The following is a 26,587-nucleotide window of genomic DNA, read 5'->3' on the forward strand; positions in this document are numbered from 1 at the left end:
ATCCCTTGTTACACTCTAAAAAACAAAAGATTATCGACAATCCCACTTCACTCGTTGAGGATTTTGTCGAAAAACGGTAAGATGTGGGTACATTATTGTATAGACGAATTCAATGACCAGTTGTCGAAGCGAGGAACTCAGCCTATGGGATTTCGAGTCATCAAGACCGCGCTGGCGGTTATCGTATCCATTTTTTTGGCGCAGACGCTCGGATTGCAGTCACCCCTCTCGGCGGGGCTGCTCGCGGTGTTAGGCGTCGACGTAACGAAAAAGAGAGGACTTCAGACGTCGTTTCAGCGCATTGCGGCCTCTCTTGTCGGTCTGTTTTTCGGGGCAGGGCTGTTTTGGGCGCTGGGCTTTCATGTGTGGGTGATCGGCGTGTTTATTTTGGTGCTGTACCCGATATTGAGCCGGTTAAAGCTAAAGGAAGGCATTGTTACCGGCTCGGTCGTCATGTTCCATGTGTTCGCCTCCGGCCGGGTCAGCGCGGAGCTTCTGCTGAACGAGATCGCCCTGCTCCTTGTCGGGCTAGGCACGGCGACGCTGATCAACATAGGCTATATGCCCAGAGAGGACAAGCTGCTGCAGGAATACAAGCAGCGGGTGGAGCAGCTTTTCTCGCAAATATTCTTGGAACTCTCGCACCATCTGCGAGACAACGAATACATATGGAGCGGCGCGGAGCTGCTGGAGGCGGACGATGCGATCCGCAAGGCGATACAGGTCGCCCAGCGTGCGAACGAGAACAATTTGTTCGCCGGCGGACCCAATTGGTCGGTTTACTTTTACATGAGGGAAAGGCAGCTGGACGCGATCCAGCGAATGGTGCAGCTTGTCGCCCGCATCTACCAAACGCTGCCGCACGGCGAGCTGTTGGCCCTGGTGTTCGACGGGCTGACGGAAGATGTCAAGGTAGATCATTATACGGGGCGGAGCGAGAAAAAGCTGAACGAGCTGGAGCAGCAATTCCGGTACATGCCGCTGCCGGCCACGCGGGAGGAATTCGAGGTTCGCGCCGCACTGCTGCAGCTGGTAGAAGAGCTGAAAGTATACTTGTCCGTCGCCAAAAAAGAAAAGCGGCCCGTGGAGGAACCGCTGGGGAGGGCCTGATTCTGTTAACCTTCCGACAAAAGTAAAATATGATAAAAAAGTTATCACACTAGACGAATGTCCTGCATACAAATGTAATGAATGATTGTATGGAGGAGGTTAGAAGGATGTCATTAGATAAAGATTTGCAGTGCAGAGAGATCTATACGAAGGCTGTCTGTGGCAAAGGACGCAAATTTTCGCAAGTAACTAACACGGTCACTCCGCCTCATGCTCCGACCAGTATTCTGGGTGCTTGGGTTATCAACAACCAATACGATGCGGTAAAGTCGGGGGAAAATGTGGAAGTGGTAGGTACTTACGACATCAACATTTGGTATTCGTACGACCGGAATACCAAAACGGATGTTGCGAAAGAAACCGTTTCTTATGTGGAAGTGGTGCCGCTCCACTACCTCGATAAGAAGCATAAACCGTCGACGGCCGAAGTGGCGGCGGTCGCAACGCAAGAACCGAACTGCGTGGAAGCCAGCATCTCCTCGCACGGAGATAACGTGCTGATCCGCGTCGAGCGGGAATTCAAGGTTGAAATGTTCGCCGAAACGAAAGTGTGCGTCGTTGTCTGCCCGAACGGCTGCGACGAATACGACGACAAGCACGTGGACTTCGGCGGTGTGGAAGATGGCGATTTTGAAGATCTCGATCCCGATCTGCTTGATGAGGAATTGAACTGATTTGTTGTTAATATATGCCGAACGGTTGCAGATTGGAGAGGGCGGTTGCCCTCTTTTTTGTTGGCTGAACCCAAATTATTTTTTACCCCAAGAACGGGCCGTGTTTAAGGCACGGTTAGCGTTTGAATTTTGAAGGGAGGACCTCTGCATGCGCGTATTTTTGCTCCATTCCGGCGAGCCGACGCTCGATCTGCTGCTGGAGCGGCTTCACATTCCGCACGGAACGAAGGCACCGAAAGGAAGCGAAGAGCCAGGCGTTACGATCCATTGGGGTACTTATCATCCGGACCGCGGTGACAGAGGAGTGCTGCAGCCGGTGAAAAGCATGCTGCTGGCGGCGAACGCGCGCCGTACGGCGGAGCTGCTGGAGCTGCACGGGATCGATTGCGCTTTCGAGGTACATGAGGCTGGCGACATGAGACAAACGGAACGCGCGGGCGGCGGAGTACGCTGTCAAGACACCCGTTGGTCGCATCGGTTCGTCGTACCGGTGTTCCATCTGCAGGCGCTCTCCTTGTTCCATAAGCCGCAGACCGTGTTTTACGGGGGCAGGGCCGGAGAGAGCCTTGCAGCGCGCGAAGGGGATGAAGCTGATTATACGGAAATCGGGCGGGAGCAGCCGAGCTATTACGGCGCCAAAGCGATGCGCGAAGCGGTAAAAGCGATCTATGCGCTCGGGCTTGATTACGGCGTCGTACGGATCGGGGTTAGGCCGGACGGCAGCCTCGCGGTGCGCGGCGTAGAGGCGGTGCCGCTCTTAACTCCGCGCTTCGCCGAATTGTTCGCGGAAGCGATAAACCGATACGGCGAGCCGCCGGAAGAACAGACGGCCGCGAAAAGCGGGGACGTCATGCTGGGCGCGGACCCGGAGTTTCTGCTGCTTAACCGGCAGGGAAAGGTGACGCTTGCCTCCCGGTTCGCGGAGAAGGACGGGCCGTTCGGCTGTGATTCGATCGTCCTGCCCGGCCGAAGAAAAATATTCGCGCTCGCCGAGCTGCGTCCGCAGCCAAGCACGGATGTGCGCGAGCTGGTCATTCATTTGCACCGGACGATGCAGCTTGCGGCCAAACGCATCTCCGATGCCGAATTGATCTGGGTGGCGGGCGGCATGCCGGTCCGCGGTTTTCCGCTGGGCGGCCATATTCATTTCAGCGGCGTAGAGCTGAGCAGCAGGCTGCTGCGCGCGCTGGACAACTATATGGCGCTGCCGCTGACGCTGCTGGAGGGAGAGACGACGGGGGCGCGCAAGCCGCGGTACGGATTTCTCGGCGACTTCCGACGTAAAAAATACGGCGGGTTCGAATACCGCGTGCTGCCGAGTTGGATGGTATCGCCTGCCGTGACGAAGGGCGTGTTGGCGCTGGCAAAGCTGGTGGCCGGGAACGATCATGCGCTGAAGCAGCGGCCTTTGTCCGACCCTGAAGTGGTGAAGGCGTATTACCGCGGCGACAAGGAACGCATCCGGCTGCTCCTGCCTGCGCTCTGGAGAGATTTGGAGAGAATACCGGAGTATGGGCGGCACGAGAGCTATTTGTTGCCGCTCCGGCGCATGATGCTGCGCATGAAATCGTGGAACGAACGCGAGGATATCCGTCCCAAATGGAAAATCTCTCCCTTCCGATAGAGGTTGGGAGTTCTCTAGCAATTCGTGCTATAATGATGAAATGATAGATTAGCATGATACATATGGCAGCGAAACGTGTCGGCCGATTGGGGCCGGCATGTCGTAACTTCCGCTTTCCTGTCGGCCCGTCCAGGGGCCGGATTCGACGAGGCGGACGTGAAGACGCAAGCAGGCAGTTGGAGGATGAAGCATGGCCAAATATACGCCAATGATCGAACAATATCTTTCTGTAAAGGCGGAAGTGCCGGACGCCTTTTTGTTTTTCCGGTTGGGCGATTTCTATGAAATGTTTTTCGATGACGCGCTTCTGGCTGCGAGGGAACTCGAAATTACGCTGACGGGCCGCGAAGGCGGCGGGGAAGAGCGCATACCGATGTGCGGGGTGCCTTATCATTCGGCGGAAAATTATATTGCGCGCTTGATTGAAAAAGGGTACAAAGTCGCCATTTGCGAGCAGGTCGAGGACCCTGCGGAAGCCAAAGGCGTCGTGCGCCGGGAAATTGTCCGGATCGTGACGCCAGGGACGGTGATGGATGCCCGTTCGCTCAGCGAGACGGTGAACAACTATATCGTCGCGGTCGTCTTCTCTGGCGGCGGGTACGGCTTTGCCGCTTGCGACATTTCCACCGGCGAGCTGTATGTGACGCGGCTTTCGGGTTCGTTCGAGCTGCTGCTTGACGAGCTGAACACTTACAGTCCTTCGGAGCTGCTCGGCAGTGAGGCGGTGCTGGAACAGATCCGGGGCAGCGCGTCCACTTGGCTGAAAACCGCGGTCATGACGCCGCGCGAGCCCGTATCCGGAGGCGGCTTGGCGCCGGAAGGGCTGTTCTCGGAGAAGCAGTTGACGTCCTTGCCGGAAAGCGGCCGGGAAACGCTCGCGCTTTTGATGGGCTACTTGCAGGAGACGCAAAAGCGTTCGTTATCGCATATCAAGCATATTCGGGTATACGAGCCGAATCAGTATATGGTGATGGACCCGTTCACACGCCGCAATCTGGAGCTGGTGGAGACAGTCCGCGACCGCTCCAAGAAAGGGACGCTGCTCTGGCTGCTGGACAATACCGTCACGGCGATGGGCGGGCGGCTGCTCCGCCGCTGGATCGAGAAGCCGCTGATGAATGCGGCGCACATCAACGACCGTCTGGAAGCGGTGGATCGGCTGTACAACCAGTTGATCGTGCGCGACGAGTTGAAGCAGGCGCTCAAGGAAGTGTACGACCTGGAGCGTCTTACGGCGCGTATCGCGTACGGCAGCGCCAACGCACGCGACTTGGTCGCGCTCAAGGTGTCGCTGCAGCAGGTCCCTGCGCTCCGTGAGCAATGCGAAGCGAGCGGCTCTCGTACGCTAGCGGCTTTGGCGGCGCGGATCGACCCGTGCCAGGATTTGATGACCTGGATTGCGGAAGCGATCGTGGACGAGCCGCCCGTCTCTGTCCGCGACGGAGGGATGATCCGGGCCGGGCTCAGCGCCCGCCTTGACCAATTGCGCGAAGCGAGCGCGAACGGCAAGCAGTGGCTTGCCGAGCTGGAGAAGCAGGAGCGGGAGCGGACGGGCATCAAATCGCTGAAGATCGGCTTCAACAAAGTGTTCGGCTATTTTATCGAAGTGACCAAGTCCAATTTATCCCAGCTCGAAGAAGGCCGGTACGAGCGGAAGCAGACGCTGGCCAACGCCGAGCGGTTCGTGACGCCGGAGCTGAAAGAGAAAGAAGCGTTGATCCTCGAAGCGCAGGAAAGCATGGTTGACCTCGAGTACGAGTTATTCGTGGGACTGCGGGACCAGCTTGCTTCGTATATTCCACGGCTGCAACAGCTGGCCGAGCTGATCGCGACGGTGGACGTGTACCAGTCGCTCGCACACGTGAGCGCCTCGAACCGGTTTACCCGCCCGGAAATCGGCGACTTTTACGAGCTGGAAATCGAAGAAGGACGTCACCCGGTTGTGGAAGCCGTGCTGGAGGACGGCGTATTTATCGCCAACGAGACTAGGCTGACCCGTGAAGACGGCAACATGCTGCTGATCACCGGACCGAACATGGCCGGGAAAAGCACGTACATGCGTCAGGTGGCGATGATATGCCTGATGGCGCAGATCGGCTGCTTCGTTCCGGCGAAGCGGGCGAAAGTGCCGGTGATCGACCGGATTTTCACGCGTATTGGGGCGGCGGACGATCTGATCGGCGGTCAGAGTACATTTATGGTCGAGATGATGGACATTCAAGTCATGACCGAAAAAGCGACGGAGCGAAGCTTGGTTATTATCGACGAACTGGGCCGGGGCACCTCGACCGGAGAAGGGATGTCGATTGCGCAGGCGGTCATCGAATTTCTGCACGACAAAATCGGCTGCAAAACGCTCGTTTCGACGCATTTTCACGAGCTGGCGCATCTGGAGGAAAGCCTCGGCGGCCTGCGCAATTACTGCATGGCGGTCAAGGAGAGCGGCAAGCAGGTCACGTTCCTGCGCCGCCTGATCCGTGGGGCCGCAAGCACGAGCTACGGCATCTATTGCGCGCAAATCGCCGGCCTGCCCGCCAGCATCATCGAGCGCTCTTACGAGCTGCTGAATTCGTTCGAAGCGCGGACGGAGCTGCTGCAAGGACAGGTACAACCGGCGGCCGGCAGCGAGAATAAACCGGCGGTACGGAACGCGAACGAGCAAGTTGCCGGACATCCTGAGACGGCGGCTCCGAACGGAGCGGAGACGATCGCAGAGGCTGCTGCGCCGGATGCGCAGGCAGCCGTCCGTTACGCCGTGGAAGCCGCTGTCCCGGCCGTGCAGCTTCAAGCGGAGCGGCTGGACGCGGCAACGAAGGAGCCTGAGGTAGGGGACATCGTGCAGCTCAGTTTATTCGCCGTCCATGAAGCGAAGCCGGAGAAGCCGTCCAAGCGCGACGCCAAAACGGACAAAGTGCTGGAGCAGCTGCGCTCGGCCGATTTAATGAACATGACGCCGATGACGGCGATGAATTTTTTGTATGAGCTAAAGAAACAGCTGCCTAATTAAGTCTTATCCATTACTTCGAGAAGAGGAACCATTGATGAATACTTCCAAAAAACTTCCAAAGTGGCGCCGACAAACCGTCTCGGCGATGCTGGCGTTAACCCTGCTGATTCCTGCTGCTTCGCCGGTGCTCGCCGCAGACGCGAAGTCGGTTGCGGCCGATCGGATCGCCGAAGTGCTGGACGCGCTGGAGAAAAACCATGTAAGCGGGCCGAAGGCGGACAAGCTCTCCGAAACGGGCATCCGGGCAATGGTAGAGTCGCTGGGAGACCCTTATACACAATATTTCACTGCGGAGCAGCTGCAATCGTTCGAGGATGCGGTCCAAAATCAATATGTCGGCATTGGCGTGCGGGTAGGCATGGAGGAGGAAGGCGTATACGTTGCAGACGTATTCGCCGGTTCTCCGGCGAAGGAAGCCGGGATGCTTCGGGGCGATATCATTGTGAAGGTCGGTGACGAAACGGCGGCAGGCAAAAAGATCGACGAAGTGACATCCAAAATTTTGGGACCGGTCGATACGGAGGTTCGCTTGCAGGTATTGCGCGACGGGCAAACGAAAGAGCTGACCGTCAAACGGAAAAAGGTGCAGATTCCGACGGTTGTCGCCAAACGGTTTCAAAACGTCGGATATATCGAAATCGCCAGCTTCTCCAGCGATGCCGACGAACTGGTCAGCAAGGAGCTGAGCGAGCTTAAAGCGCAAGGTATCCAAAGTCTGATCGTCGACCTTCGCGACAATCCGGGCGGTTTGCTCGAAACCGCGCAGCAGCTTGCCCGCTTGTTCGTCAAGCAGGGGACGCTCATTCATACGCGGGACCGCAACGGAGTTGACCAACCGGTCGAATTCGCAAACGGGACGACGCAGCCGTTTCCGGTCTTTTTCCTGGTGAATGGGAACAGTGCGAGCGCCTCGGAGGTGCTGACGGGAGCGCTGCAGGACTACGGCGCGATTACGGCGATCGGCACGAAAACGTTCGGCAAAGGAAGCGTACAGAACGTCATTCCGCTGAAATCGGGCGGCGCGATCAAAGTGACGATCGAGGAATACTTGACGCCCAAGCTGCGCAAGGTGAACCAAGTCGGCCTTGAGCCGGACAAAAAAGTCGAAGGCGCGATGGCGCAGCTGCTGACGGCGATTCGCGCCGCAGGCGCCAGCCGGATTGACTTGACGCTGGATCGGCACAGCGCGACAGTGAACGGCACGGAAGTTCAGGACTCGTTCGATGTTATCCGCGAGAATGGGCAAACATATGTTCCGGCCCGCGTCATGGCGGCTCTTCTGGGCGCGAGCGTCGAGTGGAACGAAGCTGCAAGATCGGTTCAGCTTGTAGCGGGGGATGCCAAAACTACGTATACGCCGGCTGCGGCCGATTTCGTGCTCAAGAACGGTACGGGCTATCTCAACGTAACGCAGACGGCCGCAGCCTTTAACGGTTTGAGCTGGAAGGACGACGGCAAAACGTTGACGCTGGGCGCCAACTGATACTTCAGCATGCGGGACAGGCTGTGTCCGGAATTATGATCCGCGCACGTATCGGCTTCGATTGGCCGGACTTTTAAGGAGACCTGTTTATGGGTAAAATAAACATTTTAGACGAACATATTGCGAACCAGATCGCAGCGGGCGAGGTGGTTGAACGCCCGTCCTCCGTCGTGAAGGAATTGGTGGAGAACGCGATTGACGCCGGAAGCACGAGAATCGACGTGGCGATCGAGGAAGGCGGACTGGAGCTGATCCGCGTCACCGATAACGGCTCCGGTATGGACCCGGACGATTGCGAGACGGCTTTCTTCCGTCATGCGACGAGCAAAATTGCGAGTACGCAGGATTTGTTCGCGATCCGCACGCTCGGCTTCCGGGGGGAGGCGTTGCCGAGTATCGCCGCCGTCTCGAAGGTGGAGTGCCTGACCGCGCCGGATACGAGCGGACTCGGCTGTCGTTTTGTCATCGAGGGCGGTACCGTCCGCGCGAAGATGGAAGCAACGGCTCCCCGGGGAACGGATATTGCGGTGCGGGAGCTGTTTTACAATACGCCTGCGCGTCTAAAATATATGAAGACGATCCAGACGGAGCTCGGACACGTCACCGATTATATATATCGGCTCGCGCTCGCGCATCCCGGGATCGCCTTTACGCTGAAACACAACGGACATACGTTGGTGCAAACGCTCGGCAACGGCGATTTGCTGCAGGCGATTGCGGCAATATACGGCACGAGCGTTGCGAAGAACATGCTGCCCATACGCGGGGAAACGCTTGACTACCGGCTGGATGGCTATATCGCCAAGCCGGAGCTGACCCGGGCCAATCGCGGCGGCATCTCGACGGTGATCAACGGTCGTTACATCCGGAACTATCCGATGGTGCAGGCGCTGCTGCAGGGTTACCACACGCTGCTGCCGATCAACCGGTTCCCGGTTGCGGTGCTGCATGTGCAGATGGACCCGACGTTGATCGACGTCAACGTCCATCCGGCGAAGCTGGAGGTGCGCTTCAGCAAGGAGCCGGAGCTGATGCAGCTCGTCGAGCGCGAGGTGCGCGAGACGCTCGGGAAGCAGCGGCTGATCCCGGCCGCTAGCATGCCGGCGGCCAAGCGGCTGCAGGAGGCGGTCGTGCAGGAGCAGCTGGAGCTTTACCGGCCGCAGGCGCCGCAAGCGCAAGCGTCGGCTGCGAGGCAGCCCACCGGGGCGCCGATGCCGGGCGCAGCCGCTCCTGCCGAGCGCTGGAGCGCGCCGGCGCCGGGCGCGGGCACAGGCGCCGCCAGCGCCTCGCCGTGGGCGCAGCCGCCCGGCGGAGCGCCGCAGCGCAGCGGCGGTGCCGCAGGCGCGGGCGAGCCGCAGCTGCGCGCTGCATCCGCGGGCCCCGCGGCGCAGCCGGGCGCGGAGCGCGAGCGGCTTTCGCCGCGCGAGACGGCGGCGGCCTCGGAGGCGCTGCTGCGCGCGATGACGCCGCAGGCGGAGGAGCCTCCGGCGCTGCCGGCCTTTCCGAAGCTGCACCCGATCGGGCAGCTTCACGGCACGTACATTGTCGCTCAGAACGAGGAAGGGCTATTCCTGATCGACCAGCATGCGGCGCATGAACGGATCAATTATGAGCATTATTACGACAAATTCGGCAATCCCGCGGAAGCGAGCCAGGAGCTGCTTGTGCCCCTGACACTGGAGTTCACCGCGATCGAAGCGGCGAAGCTGGCCGACCGCTTGCCGCAGCTTGAGCAGGCGGGCGTCTATCTGGAGCCGTTCGGCGGGGCTTCGTTCCTCGTCCGCGCGTATCCGCATTGGCTGCCGGCGGGCGAGGAGCAGGCGCTCATCGAAGAAATGATCGAATGGCTGCTTGGCGAGAAGAAGCAGGTGGATATCGGCAAGCTGCGCGAAAAAGCGGCGATCATGTGCTCCTGCAAAGCTTCGATCAAGGCGAACCAAAGCATCGGTCTGCTGGAAATCGAGACGCTGCTCGACCGGCTGGCGGCCTGCCGCAATCCGTATACATGTCCGCACGGAAGACCTATTGTCGTGAGCTTTTCGACCTATGAGCTGGAAAAAATGTTTAAAAGGGTGATGTAGTTGTTCGTTACCACCTCCTATGACCCGAATCCCGCGCAGCTAAGCGAGGCGGAGACGCTGGCGCGCGCGCTTGGCGGACGCTGTATCCGGCGGCGGCGAATGACGCTCGCCCAACTGCGGGATCGGTACGGGGATGAGGATATTTTGCTGATCTCGAAAGAGCGGATCGAATACCATCACGAACAGCGGCTGCCGCTGTTTTTTCATCCCAGCACGGCGGCGGTCCGGATCAAAAGGCTGCTGAACGGCGAGACGGATCCGCTGCTGGCGCTCGCCGGTGTTCGCTCCGGGGACCGGATTATCGATTGCACGGCGGGGCTTGGCTCGGACGCCATCGTTTTCTCGTTTGCGGCGGGACCCGAAGGAGCGGTGACGGCGCTGGAAACGGCGCGGATTCCGTGCTTTTTGTTGGCACAAGGTCTTAAGACCTACCATTCGGATGTACCCGGACTGAACGAAGCGATGCGCCGCATTGAGGTGATCGGTCAAGATCATAACGGTTATTTGCGTGCACTGCCGCCGGACAGCGCCGATCTGGTGTACTTCGATCCGATGTTTCGCAAGCCGATCACGGAATCGACCTCGATCAAGGCGATCCGCGGCATAGCCGACGACCGGGCGCTGACGGAAGAAGCGGTGGCGGAAGCGCGGCGGGTCGCCCGCCGGGCGGTCGTGATGAAGGAGCACCGGGACAGTCAGGAATTCGACCGGCTGGGCTTTGCGGAAGTGCACCGGTCTTCCACCAAAATAGCTTATGGAGTGATAAGATGCTGACAGAGACGGACCGGCATCGGCCGAAGCTGCTAGTGCTCGTCGGCCCGACCGCCGTCGGAAAAACCAGGCTTAGCTTAACGCTGGCCGAAGAACACAACGCTGAAATTATTTCCGGAGATTCGATGCAGGTGTACCGGGGGATGGATATCGGTACGGCCAAAGCGTCGCCGGAAGAGCTTGCCCGGGTCAAGCATCATATGATCGACATCCACGACCCGGACCATCCGTTTTCGGTGGCGGAATTTCAAGAACGGTGCGTATCACTGATCCAGGATATCGATTCCCGAGGAAAGCTGCCGTTTATTGTCGGAGGAACGGGCCTTTATGTCGAATCGGTCTGCTACGACTTCCGTTTCAGCGAAGGGGGCTCGGACGAGGCTTTTCGCGCGGAGCAGGAGGCTTATGCCGAAGCCCACGGTGCGGAAGCGCTGCACGAGCGGCTGCGCCAGATTGATCCGGAGTCGGCGCAGCGACTGCATCCGAACGACAGGCGGCGCATTATCCGGGCGCTTGAGATTTTTCATATGACCGGAGAACGGCTTTCCGACCAGCTTAAGACGCAAAAAAAACAGAGCCCGTACGAATTGTGTATCGTCGGGTTGACAATGGATAGAGCTTTACTATATAAACGTATTGAAGAGCGAATCGATCTCATGCTTGAGCAAGGGCTGGTCGAGGAGGTTCGGGGGCTTCTGGCGAAAGGTTACGGACCGTCGCTCGTTTCGATGCAGGGGCTCGGCTATAAAGAAATCGCGGCATACTTGCAGGGAGAGTATTCCTTAGAAGGAGCCGTCGATTTGCTGAAGAAGAACACGCGTCATTTTGCGAAACGTCAGCTTTCTTGGTTTCGGCATATGAAGGACATCGTTTGGGTGGATATGAGTGAAATGGAAGAATTTTCTACCCAACTGGACCAGATTCGTGCTATAATAGCAGACAAGCTAACATTTGGCGTTAACCATTTTTGAGGGGGCCCATTGATGAACAAGTCAATTAACATTCAGGACACGTTTTTGAACCAATTGCGCAAGGAGAACATTCCGGTCACCGTTTATTTGACCAATGGATTTCAAATTCGCGGCGTCATTCGCGCGTTCGATAACTTTACGATCATTATCGACAGCGAAGGACGCCAGCAGATGGTGTATAAGCATGCGATTTCGACCTTTACGCCGCAGCGTTCGGTGTCGCTCATGCAGCAGGAAAATAGCGCCGAATAGCGGATTTTTTGGTTAGCGGCCAGAACTTGGAAACCGGAGAAGCAACTTTTTCAGGTTTCCATACGTCTAAATGGATACGAAGCATAAGAGCAACCCGGCTCGTTAGGGTTGTTCTTTGTTTAGTAAGCCTTGATGCAGGTTAAAAAGGCTGTGCATTGCACACAGACACAGAAAGGGAGTCGGGGCATGACGGGAAGAAACAGCAGAACACCGGGCCAAGCACCGAAGGAGAAGAAACCGACATCATCCGCAAAATCATCCGTAAAACCGAAGAAAAAGAAGAAAATCACCATAGGCAAAGTTCTGGCATGGACATTTGTCACCGGCGCGCTCGCCGCCATTTGCGGGATGGGGGTATACATTTTCGTCCTGGTGAACGGCGACAAGATCGTCGAGGAAAACATCGATAAGCTGAACTTTAGCGAAGCGTCCATCATTTACGACGCAGCCGGGAATGAAGCCGGCGTTTTGAAGGTGGAGAACCGGGAAAATGTCGATCCGGCCGAGGTTCCCGAAATTTTGAAACAGGCGTTCATTGCTACGGAAGACCAGCGATTTGAACAACACCAAGGCGTCGATTTGTTTTCCGTCGGACGCGCTCTTGTGAAGGATGTTGTCGCGCGAAGCATGGTCGAAGGCGGTAGTACGATCACGCAGCAGCTCGCCAAAAACGTATTTTTAAGCTCGGACAAAACGTTTTTCCGCAAGGCGACGGAGATGTCCATTGCGCTTGCGCTTGAGAAGAAGAAAACGAAAGACGAAATCATAACTTATTATTTGAACCGGATTTATTTCGGCAACCGGGCATATGGCGTGAAGGCGGCCTCCAAAGTATATTTCGGCGTCTCCAATTTGAAGGACTTGAAGCTGTGGCAGGTCGCTACGCTCGCGGCGATGCCGAAAGCGCCGAACACGTACAATCCGATCTCGAATCCGGATAAATCAAAAGACCGACGGGCGGTTGTGCTGAAGCTAATGCAGGAGCAGGGCTACATTACGGAAGCCCAGCGAGCGGAAGCCGTCGCTGCAGAGTACGCGCCGCCGGTGAACACGGGCAAATCGCAGTACCAGACATACATCGATTACGTCCTCAAGGAAGCGCAGGACATGTATAAGTTCGACGAAGACGATTTGCTACGGGGCGGGTACAAAATCTATACTTCGCTTGACCCGAACGCCCAGCAAATTATGGAGCAGACGTACGCGAATGACAAACTGTTCCAAAAGGATGGACCGGAGCAGAAAATGCAGAGCAGCATGGTCATCCTGAACAACGAGGACGGCGGTATTGTTGCGATGATCGGGGGCCGGGACTACGTAGCGCGCGGCTTGAATCGAGCAGTCGCCCAGCCGCGGCAGCCGGGCTCGGCGTTCAAAACGCTTGTCGCTTACGCGCCGGCCATCGAATCCGGCAAGTACAACCCGTACAGCAGGCTGCCTGATGTGCAGAAATCGTATAACGGCTATTCGCCTCGCAACTACGACGGAGTGTACCGCGGCGAAGTAAGCATGTTCGATGCGGTCAAGAAGTCGATGAACCTTCCGGCCGTCGATCTTTTGAGCCAAATTGGCGTAAAGACGGGTATCGACTTTGTCAAAAAGCTCGGCATCGACCTCGATGAGAAAAACGATCGCAACTTGGCGATTGCGCTTGGCGGATTGAACAAGGGCGTAACGACGCTGCAAATGGCGCGGGCCTACAGCGCCTTCCCGAACAACGGGAATTTGCCAACCGCGCACGCCATTACCAAAATTGTTGGCGATGACGGCAAGATCACTCCGTTCAAAGGGGAAACCAAGTCCGTCATGAGCGCCAAGACGGCTTGGTATATGACCCAGCTCATGCAGGGTGTCGTGGAGCCGGGAGGTACTGGAGCGGCGGCGAAATTCGATCGTCCGCTGGCGGCAAAGACAGGTACCACGCAGCTTGATTTGAAAGGGTTGGAGAAATACAACCGTGACCTGTGGTTCGTCGGCTATACGCCGGAATGGACCGCAGCCGTGTGGTTGGGCTTCGACAAAACGGATTCGAAGCATTACGTCACAATGGGCAGCGGCAGCCCTGGCATTATTTTCAAGGAGGTCATGCAAAAGGCGCTGGCCAAACGCCCGATGACCTCCTTCAAGCGACCGGACGGCGTCAAGGATCTGACTGCGCCTCCGAAAGGAATCACCGATTTGAAGGCCGAGCACATTGTGATGGGCGGCAATTCGAAGGTAGAGCTCAATTGGAGCGGCGTTGGCGACAATATGACGTACCAGATCTTCCGCAAAGACAGCAAGATGGCAGACTTCCCGGCAGAGCCATTAGAGAGTACGACGATGACGGAGTTTTCCGACAGGCTGATTACTCAGCCGGATACGTACGAATATGTCGTTGTGCCTTACAACCCCGAGAACAATACGACCGGCGCGCGCTCGAATGTGGCGACGGTCAAGGTTGATGCGCTCGGCGGAAATCCGCTCGACCCGCTGCACCCGGGAACTGATCCGAACGGTAAGCTTGACCCGAATTCGCCGGGCGGAAAACCGGGAACGAATCCGCCGGGCACCGGACAACCGGGGAACGGCGATCCGGGAACCGGTCTGCCGGACCAAGGACAGCGTCCTGACCAGGAAGGCGGAAACGGAACGGACGGCCGCCCCGATACAGAACAGGGCACCAAGCCCGGAACAGGACAGAGCGGAAGCACACGGCCCGGTGGCGAGACTTCGCAGCCGGGAGGCAGTAACGGAACCGGAGCGGGGACGGGACGCCCAGGAACGGATAGCGGAGCCGGCACCGATACAAGAACCGGAACGAATGGCACGAACCCTGCCAGCGGCACGAATTCCGGCACGCAGACGAACAGCGGTAAAGGCCATGGAACCTCCGGGACGAGCGGCGGCAAAAACGGCTCGGGAACGGGAAGCAGTACGGACGCGGGGGCCGGGGGCTCTTTCAGAGGCGGTAGCGGAGCAGCAGCAGGAACGACCGGTTCCGGCGCTTCGACAGGAACGACCGATGGAGCGGGAACCGATTCCGCTTCGGCAGGATCAACGACACAGACGGGACGATAGTGCGATCGCGTCGTCCCGTTGTACGAGAGGATTTTTGTTTTTCGGAAAGCTCGTAGTATAATAAAGCATGTGAAGGTTGCTTTATACAAACTTTGACATAATTGGAGTTGAATTTGATCCGATGAATGCAGAAATGGTAAGAAAAACGGCAAAGTGGGCATGCGCTGCCGCGCTGCTCGCTATGATTACGACCGGCTGCGGCACGAAGCCCGCTCCGGAAGCCCAGAAGGAACCTGTGAAGAACGACAGCCAGACTGCCGGGCAGACGAACGGTCAGGCCGGAGGGAAAACGGGCACTGAGCAGACATCCAAAAAATCTTGGTCGTCTCCGCCTCCGATGTCTATTGATACTAACAAAACTTACAAGGCGACGGTTACGACGTCCAAAGGCGCATTTACGATGGAGCTGTACGCCAAGGAAGCGCCGAAAACCGTAAACAACTTTGTATTTTTGGCGAAGGAAGGCTTCTACGACAACATCACGTTCCACCGGATCATCAAGACATTCATGATCCAGACGGGCGACCCGCTCGGCAACGGGACGGGGGGCCCCGGTTATAAATTTGAGGACGAACTAAAGACGTCGCACAAGTACGAGCCGGGAATCGTCGCGATGGCCAATTCGGGCAAAAATACGAATGGCAGCCAATTCTTCATCTGCACCGGCGATGACAGCAAGTCATTGAACCAGCGTCCGAATTACACCATCTTTGGTAAGGTGGTCGAAGGCATGGATGTCATCCAGAAGATCGCTGAGACCCCCGTTAAGCAGGGCAGCGAAGCGTCTCCGAGCGTTCCGACCGAGAAAGTGACGATCCAATCGGTTGCGATCACCGAGAAATAATTGAAAGCAGCGTGGCAGTGCCACGCTGCTTTTGCATTCATCGGCATTGATCCGGTGACCGGCGAAAAACCGGAATGCATTTGAAACGAAACTCCCCTGTCTTACGTCTACTAAGCAGAGAGTCCAAATGATCAAGCAGCGCTTGAATCGCTCGCCTAAGGAGAAATGTCGATCATGCCGAATCATGAACCGCGTGTTTGCTTACTGCTGCATGGATTTACCGGCGGACCGTTTGAGCTGCAGCCGCTTGCGGATTACTTGCGGCAGCAGGGCTATGTTTGCGTGCTGCCTACACTTCCGGGGCATGACGCAGGACCGCGGATGATGCGCGGCGTTCAATGGCAAGATTGGCTGAATGCCGTTGCTGAGGAAGCGGGCCGACTAAGCCGGCAGAACGGCCCGATCGATGTGGTCGGTTTTTCGATGGGCGGTCTGCTATCCACTTATGTGGCTAACCGTTTTCCGGTCCGCCGTCTCGTGCTGCTTAACGCGGCGGTCATTTATGTGAGTCCGGGAAAGTTTATCCGCAATTTGGCGCAGCGTGTCCGTATCGGAATGCGAGAGCCGTGGGAGCGTCCGAAAAGCGTACCGCTTTCGGCGCCCTTGCAGTTCATGAAACTGGTCCGCTATGTGAAGCAGCAGGAGCTGTCGCGAATTTCCGTGCCGACACTCGTCGTCCAAGGGAAACAAGACCAGGTCATTCACCCCTATAGCGCCCGGTATATTTATGACCGGCTCCGGGGCGAGAAAGAGCTGCTCTATATGCCGCAATCCCGCCATATGATTTGCTTGGAGCCCGAGGCTCCTCAGCTATTCGCGGCCGTTGCGCGCTTTTTGGACTCATCGAATGAACAGCATAGGGGAGTTTGAGTTGAAAGCTACGGGGTTCAATCATGTGACGATTCGCGTATCCGATTTGTCCAGATCGTTGTTGTTTTACCAATCTTTGCTGGGAATGAGGCTCGTTCATCGCGGCCGTCTCGACGTTTATTTGGAATGGGGGAGCGCCTGGGTATGTTTGATCGAACGAAGCTGCGAGTCTTCGGATAAGCCTGGTTATGGCGTTGACCATATTGCATTTTCCATAGCGGAAGAAGATTTCCATGACGCAGCGTGTAAGCTGCAGCAGGCGGGCGTTCCCATCGTCAGGGGACCGCTGGAGCGGGGAGGCGGGTACAGCATCAACTTTCTCGATCCGGACGGCACCGAGCTGGAGCTGTTTACAGGCAGTTTAGCGGAACGTATGAAGGGGTGGTCCTGATGGCCGGGGTGAACCGCGTTAAGCCGATTGCACCAGGGCTTCGCCGTACTGTCAGCAAGCTGTTCCGATTCATGCTCGCCATGGGCGCTGTGGCGCTTTTATGGGGCGGCTTCATTCAATGGCGGATGGCCACGCTGCCGGATGAGGAACTGCCGCCGCACGACGTTGGAATCGTGCTGGGAGCGGCCTTATGGCAAACGACGCCGAGTCCTGCGTTAAAGGAACGGCTGGACCGTGCAGTCGAGCTGTACCAAGCCGGTGTTATCCCCCGCATCATCGTATCCGGCGGCTACGACCGTGCGGATTCGCTGCTGACGGAGGCGGAGGGGATGCGCAACTACTTGGTGGAGAAAGGAGTGCCGAGCGCGTCCATTTATTTGGAAAACGAAGCGCGCAGCACGCTGCAAAATATGCTGTTCAGCCAAACGATCATGAGGGAACACGGCTGGACTTCGGCGGTTATCGTCACTCATCGCTATCATGCGGTGCGTGCGCTCGATATGGCGCAGTTCCTGGGCTATGCTTCCCCTTCCGTATCGCCGATGGAATCCAGTGTGCTTACGATGGCCTGGCATAAGAGCAGGGAAACGCTCGCGTTGACGAAATGGCAGTGGGACAAAATGCGGGCCGTCTTCGGGTACCGGCCGGTCACCTGAGTCTGGCGGGTAATGTAAGGAGGAAGCGATTTATTTTCCGGGGACAAGCTGGTATAATGTAATTTACGATCTCCAGGCGAGAAGGAGTTGATTGCATTGCCTTTCGGAAACATCGGTATCGGAGGACTTCTTCTGATTGTCATCGTGCTGCTGCTGCTTTTCGGTCCGTCCAAGCTGCCTGAGCTCGGAAGAGCCTTCGGTCGGACGCTCAGTGAATTCAAGGAATCGACCCGCGGACTCATGTCCGGGGATAAAGACGATAACAAGCCGCAGGACGATAAGAAAGCCTGAGTGCCGGCGCAAACTCCCTCTACTACATGCTCGTTCTGAGCTTAGAATAGAGGGAGTTTTTTCGTAGTCCATTTTGCGGCTAAAGGTTGTCCATAGGCTTCGTACGATAATGATAGGCGAAAAGCTTCTCGTAGCCCGCTCCCGAATAAAGCTGGTTGGCCGGGGCATTGTCCGCGATCACCTGTAAATATAAGCGGTCCGCTCCTTGATCCCGGCTCCAGCGCGCCAACTCATGAACGATGCGCTTGCCGATGCCTTGACTGCGAAGGTGCGGATGCACGACGATATTGACGAAGCCGGACCATCCGTCTTCAGCGACGGCCGTTCCCATCCCGACGCATTGGTCACGGTCCATAATGCTAACATAGGCGGTCGGCGCCTCGATTCGGGAGAAGAGGCTTGCGTAAAACCCCAAGAGCTCGGGGGTGAAGCCTTCCAGCGCCAAAAAATGATCCAGCCAAGAGGCGTCGTGCGACGGTTGGACAACCGCGCGCAGTGAATTTCCGTACACGGGCTCCGTCCGCCGTATCGCTTGACCAACGTCCGTCGTCATCATGAGACACGGTACTTCTTTTACATATCCCCGGCTTTCGAGGTATTCGTCCAACCCGGAGGGCGAAGCTTCGCTGATATGAAAGCGCGGAGTCAAGCGATGGCTCCTGTAGAACGCTTCCGCATCGGCGATTGCCTTCTCATTTTCGGCCCACTGCTCGCTGCCGTCAATGGTCCATACGCTATTCGCGCGCTTCGTCAACCCATCGGATGCCCGAAAAATCCACCCTTCGCAAGGTTGCTCCAATTGTGCGGGCCATGTCCGCAGAGCCAGTCGTTCAAGGAGGCGGAACATCGATCGATCTTGTAGTGCCTTCATTTGTCCTAAGGCCTCCTTATTGAAAGGAATTTTATTATGAATATACATATGAGTGAATAAAAATTCAACTCTTTTATTTCTTTTGCAACAGGGAAAGAAAGGAGCAGGACGATGATCTGGAAAAGCGCCTCGGAGCGGCGTATGATCGGGAAGCGGCCAGAGCCGGGCATAAAGCGTTCTATGAGCTGAACATGCAAGGCGCCGATGTTCGCCCCGGAGTTCGGACTTACTTGAAGCAAGCGCAGCAGCCGGCCGGTTTTAGCACGACATTAGTTTGCTTCAGGGAGTTATAAATTTTCCTCCGACCGACTATTAATTAGGGTAGGGGAAGGTGATGAAATGACTCCAGAGACAAACAGGCTCATTACTACGAGAGACCGACAAATCAATGTTGTTTTCAAGTCAACTTCTCCTGAGCCGCTTTCCGTGCAGGAAAAAGTTGATTCGAAAGACGTCATGCAAGCCATGGAAGCATTTTCGGATATCTACAAAGAACTGGACAAGATGATCGGCTTAGACGAGATCAAAGAGCTTGTTTTTCAAATTTATGCGATCTTGCAAATCAAGCAATTTCGCTCCCAAGAGGGGCTTCAGGTTAGCTCCAACGTATATCACATGATTTTCAAAGGCAACCCCGGTACGGGAAAGACAAGTGTAGCCAGAATTATCGGGAAGCTGTTCAGATCCATGGGGCTGCTCTCCAAAGGACATCTGATTGAAGTGGAAAGAGCGGATTTGGTCGGTGAATACATCGGCCATACCGCCCTGAAGACGAGAGAAATGGTCAAGAAAGCGCTCGGCGGCATTTTGTTCATTGATGAGGCATACAGCCTGGCTCGAGGCGGAGATAAAGACTTTGGCAAAGAAAGCATCGATTGTCTAGTAAAATCCATGGAGGATCACAAGAACGATTTTATTCTTATTTTGGCGGGTTACCCTAAAGAGATTGAGGATTTTTTAAAGACGAATCCCGGGCTGCCTTCCCGTTTTCCGATCCAGGTTAATTTTCCCGACTATACGATAGACCAATTGATCGAGATCGCGAAGCAAATGGCGGCGGAACGGGAGTACGTTATTCTTCCCGAGGCCATACATAAGATTAAGAACCATTTGATGCAAGAAAAGTTATTGAATCTGAATTTCAGCAATGCCCGTCACATTCGGAATCTGATCGAAAAAGCAATCCGGTTTCAGGCGGTAAGGCTGGTTCGAAGGGCAAGAAAACTGACAAAGCAGGATCTGCTGAATCTGACGCATGAGGATTTTTATATTAACGGCAAAACAGAGGAAGATTCCTATTTTAACCTGAAACCATCGTAGCGGAATTGCTGCGTTTTTAAAACAAAGGTGAGGCTCCATGCCTCTTTTTTTGTGCTAAAAAGGGACAAGCACTCCATTGAGTCAGAGGCTGAACATGTTTGTCTGGGGAATTGTGTGTTATATTTGTTTCTATGGTAAAATCGGGTTGATTCTTTTGAAATAAGTGCACATTTATTTTGATTTAAATGAGAAAGTTTACATTTTGGATACTGTTTTTTGTAAAGCGAAATTGTTAAGGAGGAAGGCGCAGGTGTGGAAGAACAAGGAGTAATCAAAATCTTGGAAGGAAAACATATTTACTTGCGACCTATCGAAATGGATGACTTGGATGATTATTATGCTTACTTGTCCGATCCAACAACGAGTAGGTTCACGGGGACGCAGAAAGTGTTTTCTAGACAAACGGCAGCTAATTGGATTGAAAATATTTCGAAACCCGATTCAAGCCGCGTAGACCTTATGATTGTTTCCCAAGCGACCGATCGTCTTGTGGGTGAAGTGGTGTTGAATGATATTGATCCGGTAAACCGGAGTGCGAACATCCGGATTGCCATAGCAGGCCAAGCGAATCAAGGGAAGGGCTACGGCACGGAAGCGATGCTTCTCATGCTTCATCATGCTTTCGGGACATTGAATTTGCATAGGGTCGAACTGAGTGTTTATGCTTTTAACGACAGAGCGATTCATGTTTACGAAAAGCTGGGCTTCAAAAGAGAGGGAGTTCAAAGGGACTACTTATATTGGAATCATCAGTATCACGATGCGATAATAATGAGCATATTGGAGCATGAATTTCGGAAGCTGCATATGCCGGATCGGTTCAACGACGGAGTTTAATTTATTCAGCTTTGGAGGTTTGGTTCATGAGATCTGAAGATCAAATTAAACGTATGATGATTCAATTGGAACAAATGGTACAATGATTGGATAAAGCGCACAACGAAAATGAAATAAACGAAATTAAAGCAAAAATTGAAATTTTGGAATGGGTGCTGGATGCTCCTGCCGGTAAGTATCATGTCAAGAACTAGGTCGCCGCTGAACACCCTTGTTCCTTATTACCAACTATTTTTTCAAAACGTTTAAAGCCGATCTTAGCTTTCTTGCAAATATAGGTTGTGTATTGCGGTTACTTTAAAATTGCGTCTTCAGGCTGCATCGATAAGCTGTACTTCCGATTGCAAAAGCGTAATTTCGCCGGTATTTAATGTGGTCCCGTTTTTTAATGGCTGCCAGACGGTTGCAAAAGGCTTTGGAAATTTTCATTCTAGCTGTCTAAAAAAATGTAGCAGATTAAACTCGCCGGATTTTTGTTGACATGACAGGCTTGTCGGTATAAAACCAAAAGAAGATCATTAGAATGATAATGAAAGAAACTAGCGCGTAATCTGTTCAAAAAACAAAACGCGTTGTTGAAGTATTTATAGAAAAAGTTTTATTCCTTGAAGATGAAATTGAAATTGGTTTAAAATTTGGTGGTCGGGCCGAATAGGAGATGCGCAAGCATGCGGCGCGTCTTCTCGGACAGTCCAACCCCAGCCCTTGAGGCTGGAAGCGCAAAACCCAAAGGAGATAACTTAACTTATATGAAAAAAACGATTCACGAAGTTACTGGAGAAATTCAAGACCGCGCGGTGCTGGTCAGTCTGGTCACGCCGCAGCTCAAAAAGCAGGAGATGTACGATCCTGACCATTCGCTAGCAGAGCTGATCAGCTTGGCCGAGACGGCCCAGGTCGAGGTGCTCGGCACGCTGACGCAAAATAAGGAGTATACCGACTCCAAATGGTTCATCGGCAAAGGCAAAGCCGAAGAGCTGAAAGCGATGCTGGAGCAGACAGGCGGCAATACCGCCATCTTCGATCAGGAGCTGTCCGGCGCGCAGGTGCGCAATCTCGAACAGTTTTTGGATGTCAAAATTATCGACCGGACGCAGCTTATCCTGGACATTTTCGCACAGCGGGCGAAGACGCGGGAAGGGATCATTCAGGTCGAGCTTGCCCAGCTCAGCTATCTGCTGCCGAGGCTGTACGGACAAGGTAAAAACTTGTCCCGTCTGGGAGGCGGCATCGGAACGCGGGGGCCCGGTGAAACGAAGCTGGAGACGGACCGCCGTCATATCCGCGAGCGAATCGCAGAGCTGAAGCGGCAGCTGCAAGAGGTAGTCAGACACCGCAGCCTGCACCGGGAGCGCCGTAAAAAGACCGGCGTGTTTCAAGTGGCGCTTGTCGGTTATACGAACGCCGGAAAATCCACTTTGCTGCGGCAATTGACCCACGCCGACGTTTATGTCGAGAACCAGCTGTTTGCGACCCTCGACCCGACGTCGCGCTCGTTTGAGCTGCCAGGCGGCATGGAGATCGTCGTCACCGATACGGTCGGATTTATTCAAAATCTGCCTCACGACCTGATTGCGGCCTTCCGGGCGACGCTGGAGGAAGCTTGCGAGGCGGATCTGATTCTTCATGTCGTCGACAGTTCGTCCGAGATGATGGCCACGCAAATGAAGGTCGTCGATCAAGTGTTGGAAGAACTGGGGGCACATGGAAAAGAACGCGTGACGGTGTTTAACAAAATCGATCTCTGCTCCCCCGAGCAGAAAGAGCTGCTGACGACCGACGGGCCGTTTGTCCGCATCTCGGCTTACCGGGAAGAAGATTTAAACCTTCTCGTTGAGCTGATCGAATCCCGTTTCATGGGCGCAAGCCGGACCTTCCGCATACCGGCAGACAAAGGCGATCTGATTTCGCTCGTTTATCGCGTGGGCGAGGTGCTGGAAAATGAAGTGGATGGGGAAGACATGCGCTTCAAGGTCCGGGTGAACAACAAAGAATACGACAAAATCGGTTACCTGCTCGCCGCTTACGATGAAGCGCGCCCAACGCAAGAGGAACCCAAGGGAGAGACATGGTAGGATGTTTAAGGAGAAAGTGCTTGGCTTGATGGAGCAGGCCGAGCTGCAGATTGAGGGGAAGTTGAAAGAGATCGACCGCGTGATCGACCGGAATCAATGGAAGGTCATTCGCGCTTTTCAGAAGCATAAAGTGAGCGATTATCATTTTGCGGGCTCGACAGGCTACGGCTATAACGATCGGGGACGGGAAGTGCTGGATCTGGTGTACGCCGACGTGTTTGGCGCCGAGGCCGCGCTTGTCCGGCCGCATTTCGTTTCGGGAACGCATACGATCGGCACGGCACTCTTCGGGGTGCTTCGTCCGGGGGACGAACTGCTCATGATGACCGGGCGGCCCTACGATACGCTGCATAAAGTGATCGGCAAGCCGGGAGACGGGCAAGGCTCGCTTCAGGATTGGGGCATTGCTTACCAGGAGGTCGCGTTGCTGGAGGACGGGTCTCCGGATTTTGCCGCGGTTGCGGAGCGTATTACACCTCGGACGAAGGTGATCGGCATTCAGCGTTCCCGTGGGTACGCTTGGCGTCCGTCATTCACCGTAGCGCAAATCGGAGAGATGGTGCGATTCGTTAAAGAAATCAAGCCGGACGTCATTGTATTTGTCGACAACTGCTACGGGGAATTTACGGAGTTGACCGAGCCGACGGAGGTCGGCGTCGATTTGATGGCCGGGTCGCTGATCAAAAATCCCGGCGGCGGCCTTGCGGCTACGGGTGGCTACATTGCGGGCAAGAGCCGCTACGTGGAGCTGGCTTCTTATCGCTTAACCGCGCCCGGTATCGGCGGCGAGGTGGGCGCCATGCTGGGGACGACCCGGGCTATTTTCCAAGGGCTGTTTCTGGCACCTCATCTGGTTGGGCAGGCCGTCAAGGGATCGGTTTTTGCCGCTTCGGTGTTCGAGCAGCTTGGGTTCACGACGCATCCGCGCTGGAACGATCCGCGAACAGATCTGATCCAGGCGGTTCAATTTACGGGGCCGGAGCATTTGATCGCTTTCGTACAGGGGATTCAACAGGCGGCAGCGGTCGATGCCCATGTCGTTCCGGAGCCTTGGGACATGCCGGGGTACGAGCATCCGGTCATTATGGCTGCAGGCACGTTCATCCAGGGAGGAAGTCTGGAGCTTTCCGCGGATGCGCCGATCCGGGAGCCGTACATCGCCTATATGCAAGGCGGGTTAACGTATTCGCATTGCAAAATGGGCGTACTGACCGCGATCCAAAATATGATGGACCGCGGACTGCTGTCATAACATCGTTTGTCCGTAATTCGATGCGCGGATGCAGGTCATCCGCGTATTTTTTGTGAGAAAATATACTATAATGTGGGTTGACATAAGGCGAAAACCTTACATAACTTGACACGTTTTTTGAACAAGGTTACAATAACGGTAAGGTTCTAAGTGCTTAGGAGTGATGTTCATGAGTGATGATATCCGCAGGAATATGGCGCTTTTTCCCATCGGCATCGTAATGAAGCTGACCGATTTAACCGCGCGGCAAATCCGGTACTACGAACAGCACGAGCTTGTGATCCCGGCCCGAACGGGAGGCAATCAGCGGTTGTATTCGTTCAACGACGTCGAGAGACTGCTCGAGATTAAAGATTTAATTGAAAAGGGAGTCAACATCGCCGGGATCAAGCAGGTGCTGCTGCCGGTCGACAAAAACTCCGAGGAAGCGACCGTCTTGAACGAGCAAACCGAGGTCAAGCGTCGGGAGCTGACCGATACGCAGTTGCACCGCATGCTTAAGCAGCAGTTGTTGGGCGGCGGCAAGCGTCCGAATCAGGTATCGCTGATTCAGGGCGAATTATCCCGCTTTTTCCGCAAGTAAGGGTGTGCCGGGGCCTGTTCCGGTAGCGCTTTCGCGACTTTACCGGACGTCGCTCCGTTAATTTGTCTCATAGTTTAAGGAGGAGATCGTACAGTGACGGATAAACAATACACCAAGGAAGACATTCTGCGCATCGCCAAGGAAGAAAATGTAAGATTCATCCGCCTGCAATTTACCGACCTGCTCGGTACGATTAAAAATGTAGAAATTCCTGTGAGTCAGTTGGAGAAAGCGCTCGACAACAAAATGATGTTCGACGGTTCTTCCATCGAAGGCTACGTTCGTATCGAAGAATCCGATATGTACTTATACCCGGATTTGAATACTTGGGTCGTCTTTCCGTGGGTGACGGAAGACCGTGTTGCCCGCATGATTTGCGATGTGTACCTGCCGGACGGCCGGCCGTTCCCGGGCGATCCGCGCGGAATTCTGAAATCGGTGCTGAAGGAAGCCGAGGAGATGGGCTTCAGTTCGATGAATGTCGGTCCGGAGCCGGAGTTTTTCCTGTTCAAAACCGATGAAAAAGGCAACCCGACGATGGAATTGAACGACCAAGGCGGTTATTTCGATCTCGCTCCGACGGATCTGGGAGAAAACTGCCGCCGCGAAATCGTACTGACACTGGAGGAGATGGGCTTCGAAATCGAGGCTTCTCACCACGAGGTCGCTCCAGGCCAGCACGAAATCGACTTTAAATATGCGGACGCCATCAAAGCGGCCGACCAGATTCAAACGTTCAAGCTCGTTGTCAAAACGATCGCAAGACAGCATGGCCTGCATGCCACCTTTATGCCGAAACCGCTGTTTGGCGTGAACGGCTCCGGAATGCACTGCCACCAATCGCTGTTCCGCGGCAAAGAGAACGCGTTCTACGACGAGAGCGACAAGTTGGGTCTGAGTACGTTGGCCAGACAATACATGGCGGGTATTTTGCGTCATGCCCGCGCTTTTGCGGCCATTACGAACCCGACAGTCAACTCCTACAAACGTCTGGTGCCAGGCTACGAGGCGCCATGCTATGTAGCATGGTCGGCCAGCAACCGCAGCCCGATGATCCGCATTCCGGCTTCGCGCGGTCTCAGCACGCGCGTGGAAGTGCGTAACCCGGACCCGGCGGCCAACCCGTATCTTGCACTCGCCGTTATGCTTAAAGCAGGGCTCGACGGCATCAAGAACAAAATGCAGCTGCCGCCTCCGACCGACCGGAACATCTATGTGATGTCCGAAGAGGAGCGGGAAGAGCAGGGCATCCCAAGCTTGCCAGTCGACCTGAAGCAAGCGATCGATGAGCTGCTTCGCAACGATGTGATCTGCGATGCACTCGGCGACCATGCTCTTGCGCACTTCGTTGAGCTCAAAGAGATCGAGTGGGACATCTACCGGACTCAAGTTCACGCTTGGGAACGCGATCAGTATTTGACCCTTTATTAATACTTAGCAGGCATTAGCAGCAGCCTCTCATGATGGTGAAGCCATGATGAGAGGCTTTTGTGCATTTACAAGGAAATTTTAATCTCCTGAACAACTCCGCATACCTCCGGCGGCGTATTTCTGCTGCTTGCGT

22 protein-coding genes are annotated in these 26,587 nt (G+C 55.3%); 21 read left to right on the forward strand and 1 reads right to left on the reverse strand.

The window, feature by feature from the left end:
- Positions 1–144 precede the first annotated feature (144 nt).
- From QMG93_RS07460 to tatA, 15 genes are all read left to right on the forward strand, one after another.
- On the forward strand, positions 145–1,110 hold the full coding sequence (locus QMG93_RS07460; RefSeq protein ID WP_281935012.1) for an aromatic acid exporter family protein: 966 nt from the start codon (positions 145–147) through the stop codon (positions 1,108–1,110).
- A 107-nt stretch (positions 1,111–1,217) separates the two neighbouring features.
- The gene (locus QMG93_RS07465; protein WP_281935014.1) at positions 1,218–1,784 is read left to right on the forward strand and encodes an outer spore coat protein CotE; all 567 of its coding nucleotides are present in this window, start codon (positions 1,218–1,220) and stop codon (positions 1,782–1,784) included.
- A 148-nt stretch (positions 1,785–1,932) separates the two neighbouring features.
- Positions 1,933–3,408, forward strand: a complete 1,476-nt coding sequence (locus tag QMG93_RS07470; RefSeq protein ID WP_281935016.1) for a putative amidoligase domain-containing protein — start codon at positions 1,933–1,935, stop codon at positions 3,406–3,408.
- A gap of 190 nt (positions 3,409–3,598) precedes the next feature.
- Positions 3,599–6,415, forward strand: coding sequence for a DNA mismatch repair protein MutS (mutS, locus tag QMG93_RS07475; RefSeq protein WP_281935018.1), 2,817 nt, complete (start codon positions 3,599–3,601; stop codon positions 6,413–6,415).
- Between the two features lie 34 nt (positions 6,416–6,449).
- Positions 6,450–7,898, forward strand: a complete 1,449-nt coding sequence (locus QMG93_RS07480; protein ID WP_281935020.1) for a S41 family peptidase — start codon at positions 6,450–6,452, stop codon at positions 7,896–7,898.
- 89 nt (positions 7,899–7,987) lie between these two features.
- A complete protein-coding gene (mutL, locus tag QMG93_RS07485; RefSeq protein WP_281935021.1) occupies positions 7,988–9,979 on the forward strand; it encodes a DNA mismatch repair endonuclease MutL in 1,992 nt (663 codons plus the stop codon).
- A complete protein-coding gene (locus QMG93_RS07490) occupies positions 9,980–10,753 on the forward strand; it encodes a class I SAM-dependent methyltransferase (RefSeq protein WP_281935023.1) in 774 nt (257 codons plus the stop codon).
- The gene (gene miaA / locus QMG93_RS07495; RefSeq protein WP_281935025.1) at positions 10,747–11,721 is read left to right on the forward strand and encodes a tRNA (adenosine(37)-N6)-dimethylallyltransferase MiaA; all 975 of its coding nucleotides are present in this window, start codon (positions 10,747–10,749) and stop codon (positions 11,719–11,721) included. The genes QMG93_RS07490 and miaA overlap by 7 nt, the downstream gene beginning before the upstream one ends.
- A 12-nt stretch (positions 11,722–11,733) precedes the next feature.
- Entirely contained in the window at positions 11,734–11,973 is a 240-nt protein-coding gene (gene hfq, locus QMG93_RS07500) for an RNA chaperone Hfq (protein WP_010494175.1), read from the forward strand.
- Positions 11,974–12,159: 186 nt separating this feature from the next.
- Positions 12,160–15,033, forward strand: coding sequence for a PBP1A family penicillin-binding protein (locus tag QMG93_RS07505; RefSeq protein WP_281935029.1), 2,874 nt, complete (start codon positions 12,160–12,162; stop codon positions 15,031–15,033).
- Between the two features lie 121 nt (positions 15,034–15,154).
- Positions 15,155–15,877, forward strand: coding sequence for a peptidylprolyl isomerase (locus QMG93_RS07510; protein ID WP_281935031.1), 723 nt, complete (start codon positions 15,155–15,157; stop codon positions 15,875–15,877).
- A gap of 174 nt (positions 15,878–16,051) precedes the next feature.
- On the forward strand, positions 16,052–16,747 hold the full coding sequence (locus QMG93_RS07515) for an alpha/beta hydrolase (RefSeq protein ID WP_281935033.1): 696 nt from the start codon (positions 16,052–16,054) through the stop codon (positions 16,745–16,747).
- A gap of 1 nt (position 16,748) precedes the next feature.
- Positions 16,749–17,138 carry a Fos family putative thiol transferase gene (locus tag QMG93_RS07520; RefSeq protein WP_281935035.1) on the forward strand — a complete coding sequence of 130 codons (390 nt, stop codon included), beginning with the start codon at positions 16,749–16,751 and terminating at the stop codon, positions 17,136–17,138.
- A complete protein-coding gene (locus QMG93_RS07525) occupies positions 17,138–17,794 on the forward strand; it encodes a YdcF family protein (protein ID WP_281935037.1) in 657 nt (218 codons plus the stop codon). The genes QMG93_RS07520 and QMG93_RS07525 overlap by 1 nt, the downstream gene beginning before the upstream one ends.
- 96 nt (positions 17,795–17,890) lie before the next feature.
- Positions 17,891–18,085, forward strand: a complete 195-nt coding sequence (gene tatA / locus QMG93_RS07530) for a twin-arginine translocase TatA/TatE family subunit (RefSeq protein ID WP_010494167.1) — start codon at positions 17,891–17,893, stop codon at positions 18,083–18,085.
- A gap of 79 nt (positions 18,086–18,164) precedes the next feature.
- Here the strand turns inward: tatA and QMG93_RS07535 are convergent, their stop codons facing one another.
- Complete coding sequence (locus QMG93_RS07535) at positions 18,165–18,956, reverse strand: GNAT family N-acetyltransferase (RefSeq protein ID WP_281935040.1); 792 nt, start codon at positions 18,954–18,956, stop codon at positions 18,165–18,167.
- Positions 18,957–19,295: 339 nt separating this feature from the next.
- Here QMG93_RS07535 and QMG93_RS07540 point away from each other — a divergent pair, with 339 nt between their 5' ends.
- The 6 genes from QMG93_RS07540 (at position 19,296) to glnA (ending at position 26,454) form a co-directional block, all read left to right on the forward strand.
- Complete coding sequence (locus QMG93_RS07540) at positions 19,296–20,276, forward strand: AAA family ATPase (RefSeq protein ID WP_413789271.1); 981 nt, start codon at positions 19,296–19,298, stop codon at positions 20,274–20,276.
- A gap of 252 nt (positions 20,277–20,528) precedes the next feature.
- Positions 20,529–21,113, forward strand: coding sequence for a GNAT family N-acetyltransferase (locus QMG93_RS07545; protein ID WP_281935042.1), 585 nt, complete (start codon positions 20,529–20,531; stop codon positions 21,111–21,113).
- Between the two features lie 749 nt (positions 21,114–21,862).
- Complete coding sequence (gene hflX / locus QMG93_RS07550) at positions 21,863–23,188, forward strand: GTPase HflX (protein WP_281935044.1); 1,326 nt, start codon at positions 21,863–21,865, stop codon at positions 23,186–23,188.
- Between the two features lies 1 nt (position 23,189).
- Complete coding sequence (locus QMG93_RS07555; protein ID WP_281935046.1) at positions 23,190–24,440, forward strand: aminotransferase class I/II-fold pyridoxal phosphate-dependent enzyme; 1,251 nt, start codon at positions 23,190–23,192, stop codon at positions 24,438–24,440.
- A gap of 169 nt (positions 24,441–24,609) precedes the next feature.
- The gene (locus QMG93_RS07560; RefSeq protein WP_010494149.1) at positions 24,610–25,023 is read left to right on the forward strand and encodes a MerR family transcriptional regulator; all 414 of its coding nucleotides are present in this window, start codon (positions 24,610–24,612) and stop codon (positions 25,021–25,023) included.
- 93 nt (positions 25,024–25,116) lie between these two features.
- The gene (gene glnA / locus QMG93_RS07565) at positions 25,117–26,454 is read left to right on the forward strand and encodes a type I glutamate--ammonia ligase (RefSeq protein ID WP_216795293.1); all 1,338 of its coding nucleotides are present in this window, start codon (positions 25,117–25,119) and stop codon (positions 26,452–26,454) included.
- Positions 26,455–26,587: the final 133 nt, after the last annotated feature.

The sequence above is a fragment of the Paenibacillus tyrphae genome, assembly GCF_027925525.1.
Taxonomy (GTDB): domain Bacteria; phylum Bacillota; class Bacilli; order Paenibacillales; family NBRC-103111; genus Paenibacillus_G; species Paenibacillus_G tyrfis_B.

Excerpts from the sequence above, each read along its gene's own strand:
- QMG93_RS07460 (WP_281935012.1), top strand. The coding sequence starts at position 145 with ATGGGATTTCGAGTCATCAAGACCGCGCTGGCGGTTATCGTATCCATT.
- QMG93_RS07465 (WP_281935014.1), top strand. The coding sequence starts at position 1,218 with ATGTCATTAGATAAAGATTTGCAGTGCAGAGAGATCTATACGAAGGCT.
- QMG93_RS07470 (WP_281935016.1), top strand. The coding sequence starts at position 1,933 with ATGCGCGTATTTTTGCTCCATTCCGGCGAGCCGACGCTCGATCTGCTG.
- mutS (WP_281935018.1), top strand. The coding sequence starts at position 3,599 with ATGGCCAAATATACGCCAATGATCGAACAATATCTTTCTGTAAAGGCG.
- QMG93_RS07480 (WP_281935020.1), top strand. The coding sequence starts at position 6,450 with ATGAATACTTCCAAAAAACTTCCAAAGTGGCGCCGACAAACCGTCTCG.
- mutL (WP_281935021.1), top strand. The coding sequence starts at position 7,988 with ATGGGTAAAATAAACATTTTAGACGAACATATTGCGAACCAGATCGCA.
- miaA (WP_281935025.1), top strand. The coding sequence starts at position 10,747 with ATGCTGACAGAGACGGACCGGCATCGGCCGAAGCTGCTAGTGCTCGTC.
- hfq (WP_010494175.1), top strand. The coding sequence starts at position 11,734 with ATGAACAAGTCAATTAACATTCAGGACACGTTTTTGAACCAATTGCGC.
- QMG93_RS07505 (WP_281935029.1), top strand. The coding sequence starts at position 12,160 with ATGACGGGAAGAAACAGCAGAACACCGGGCCAAGCACCGAAGGAGAAG.
- QMG93_RS07510 (WP_281935031.1), top strand. The coding sequence starts at position 15,155 with ATGAATGCAGAAATGGTAAGAAAAACGGCAAAGTGGGCATGCGCTGCC.
- QMG93_RS07515 (WP_281935033.1), top strand. The coding sequence starts at position 16,052 with ATGCCGAATCATGAACCGCGTGTTTGCTTACTGCTGCATGGATTTACC.
- QMG93_RS07525 (WP_281935037.1), top strand. The coding sequence starts at position 17,138 with ATGGCCGGGGTGAACCGCGTTAAGCCGATTGCACCAGGGCTTCGCCGT.
- QMG93_RS07535 (WP_281935040.1), bottom strand. The coding sequence starts at position 18,956 with ATGAAGGCACTACAAGATCGATCGATGTTCCGCCTCCTTGAACGACTG.
- QMG93_RS07540 (WP_413789271.1), top strand. The coding sequence starts at position 19,296 with ATGACTCCAGAGACAAACAGGCTCATTACTACGAGAGACCGACAAATC.
- hflX (WP_281935044.1), top strand. The coding sequence starts at position 21,863 with ATGAAAAAAACGATTCACGAAGTTACTGGAGAAATTCAAGACCGCGCG.
- QMG93_RS07555 (WP_281935046.1), top strand. The coding sequence starts at position 23,190 with ATGTTTAAGGAGAAAGTGCTTGGCTTGATGGAGCAGGCCGAGCTGCAG.
- QMG93_RS07560 (WP_010494149.1), top strand. The coding sequence starts at position 24,610 with ATGAGTGATGATATCCGCAGGAATATGGCGCTTTTTCCCATCGGCATC.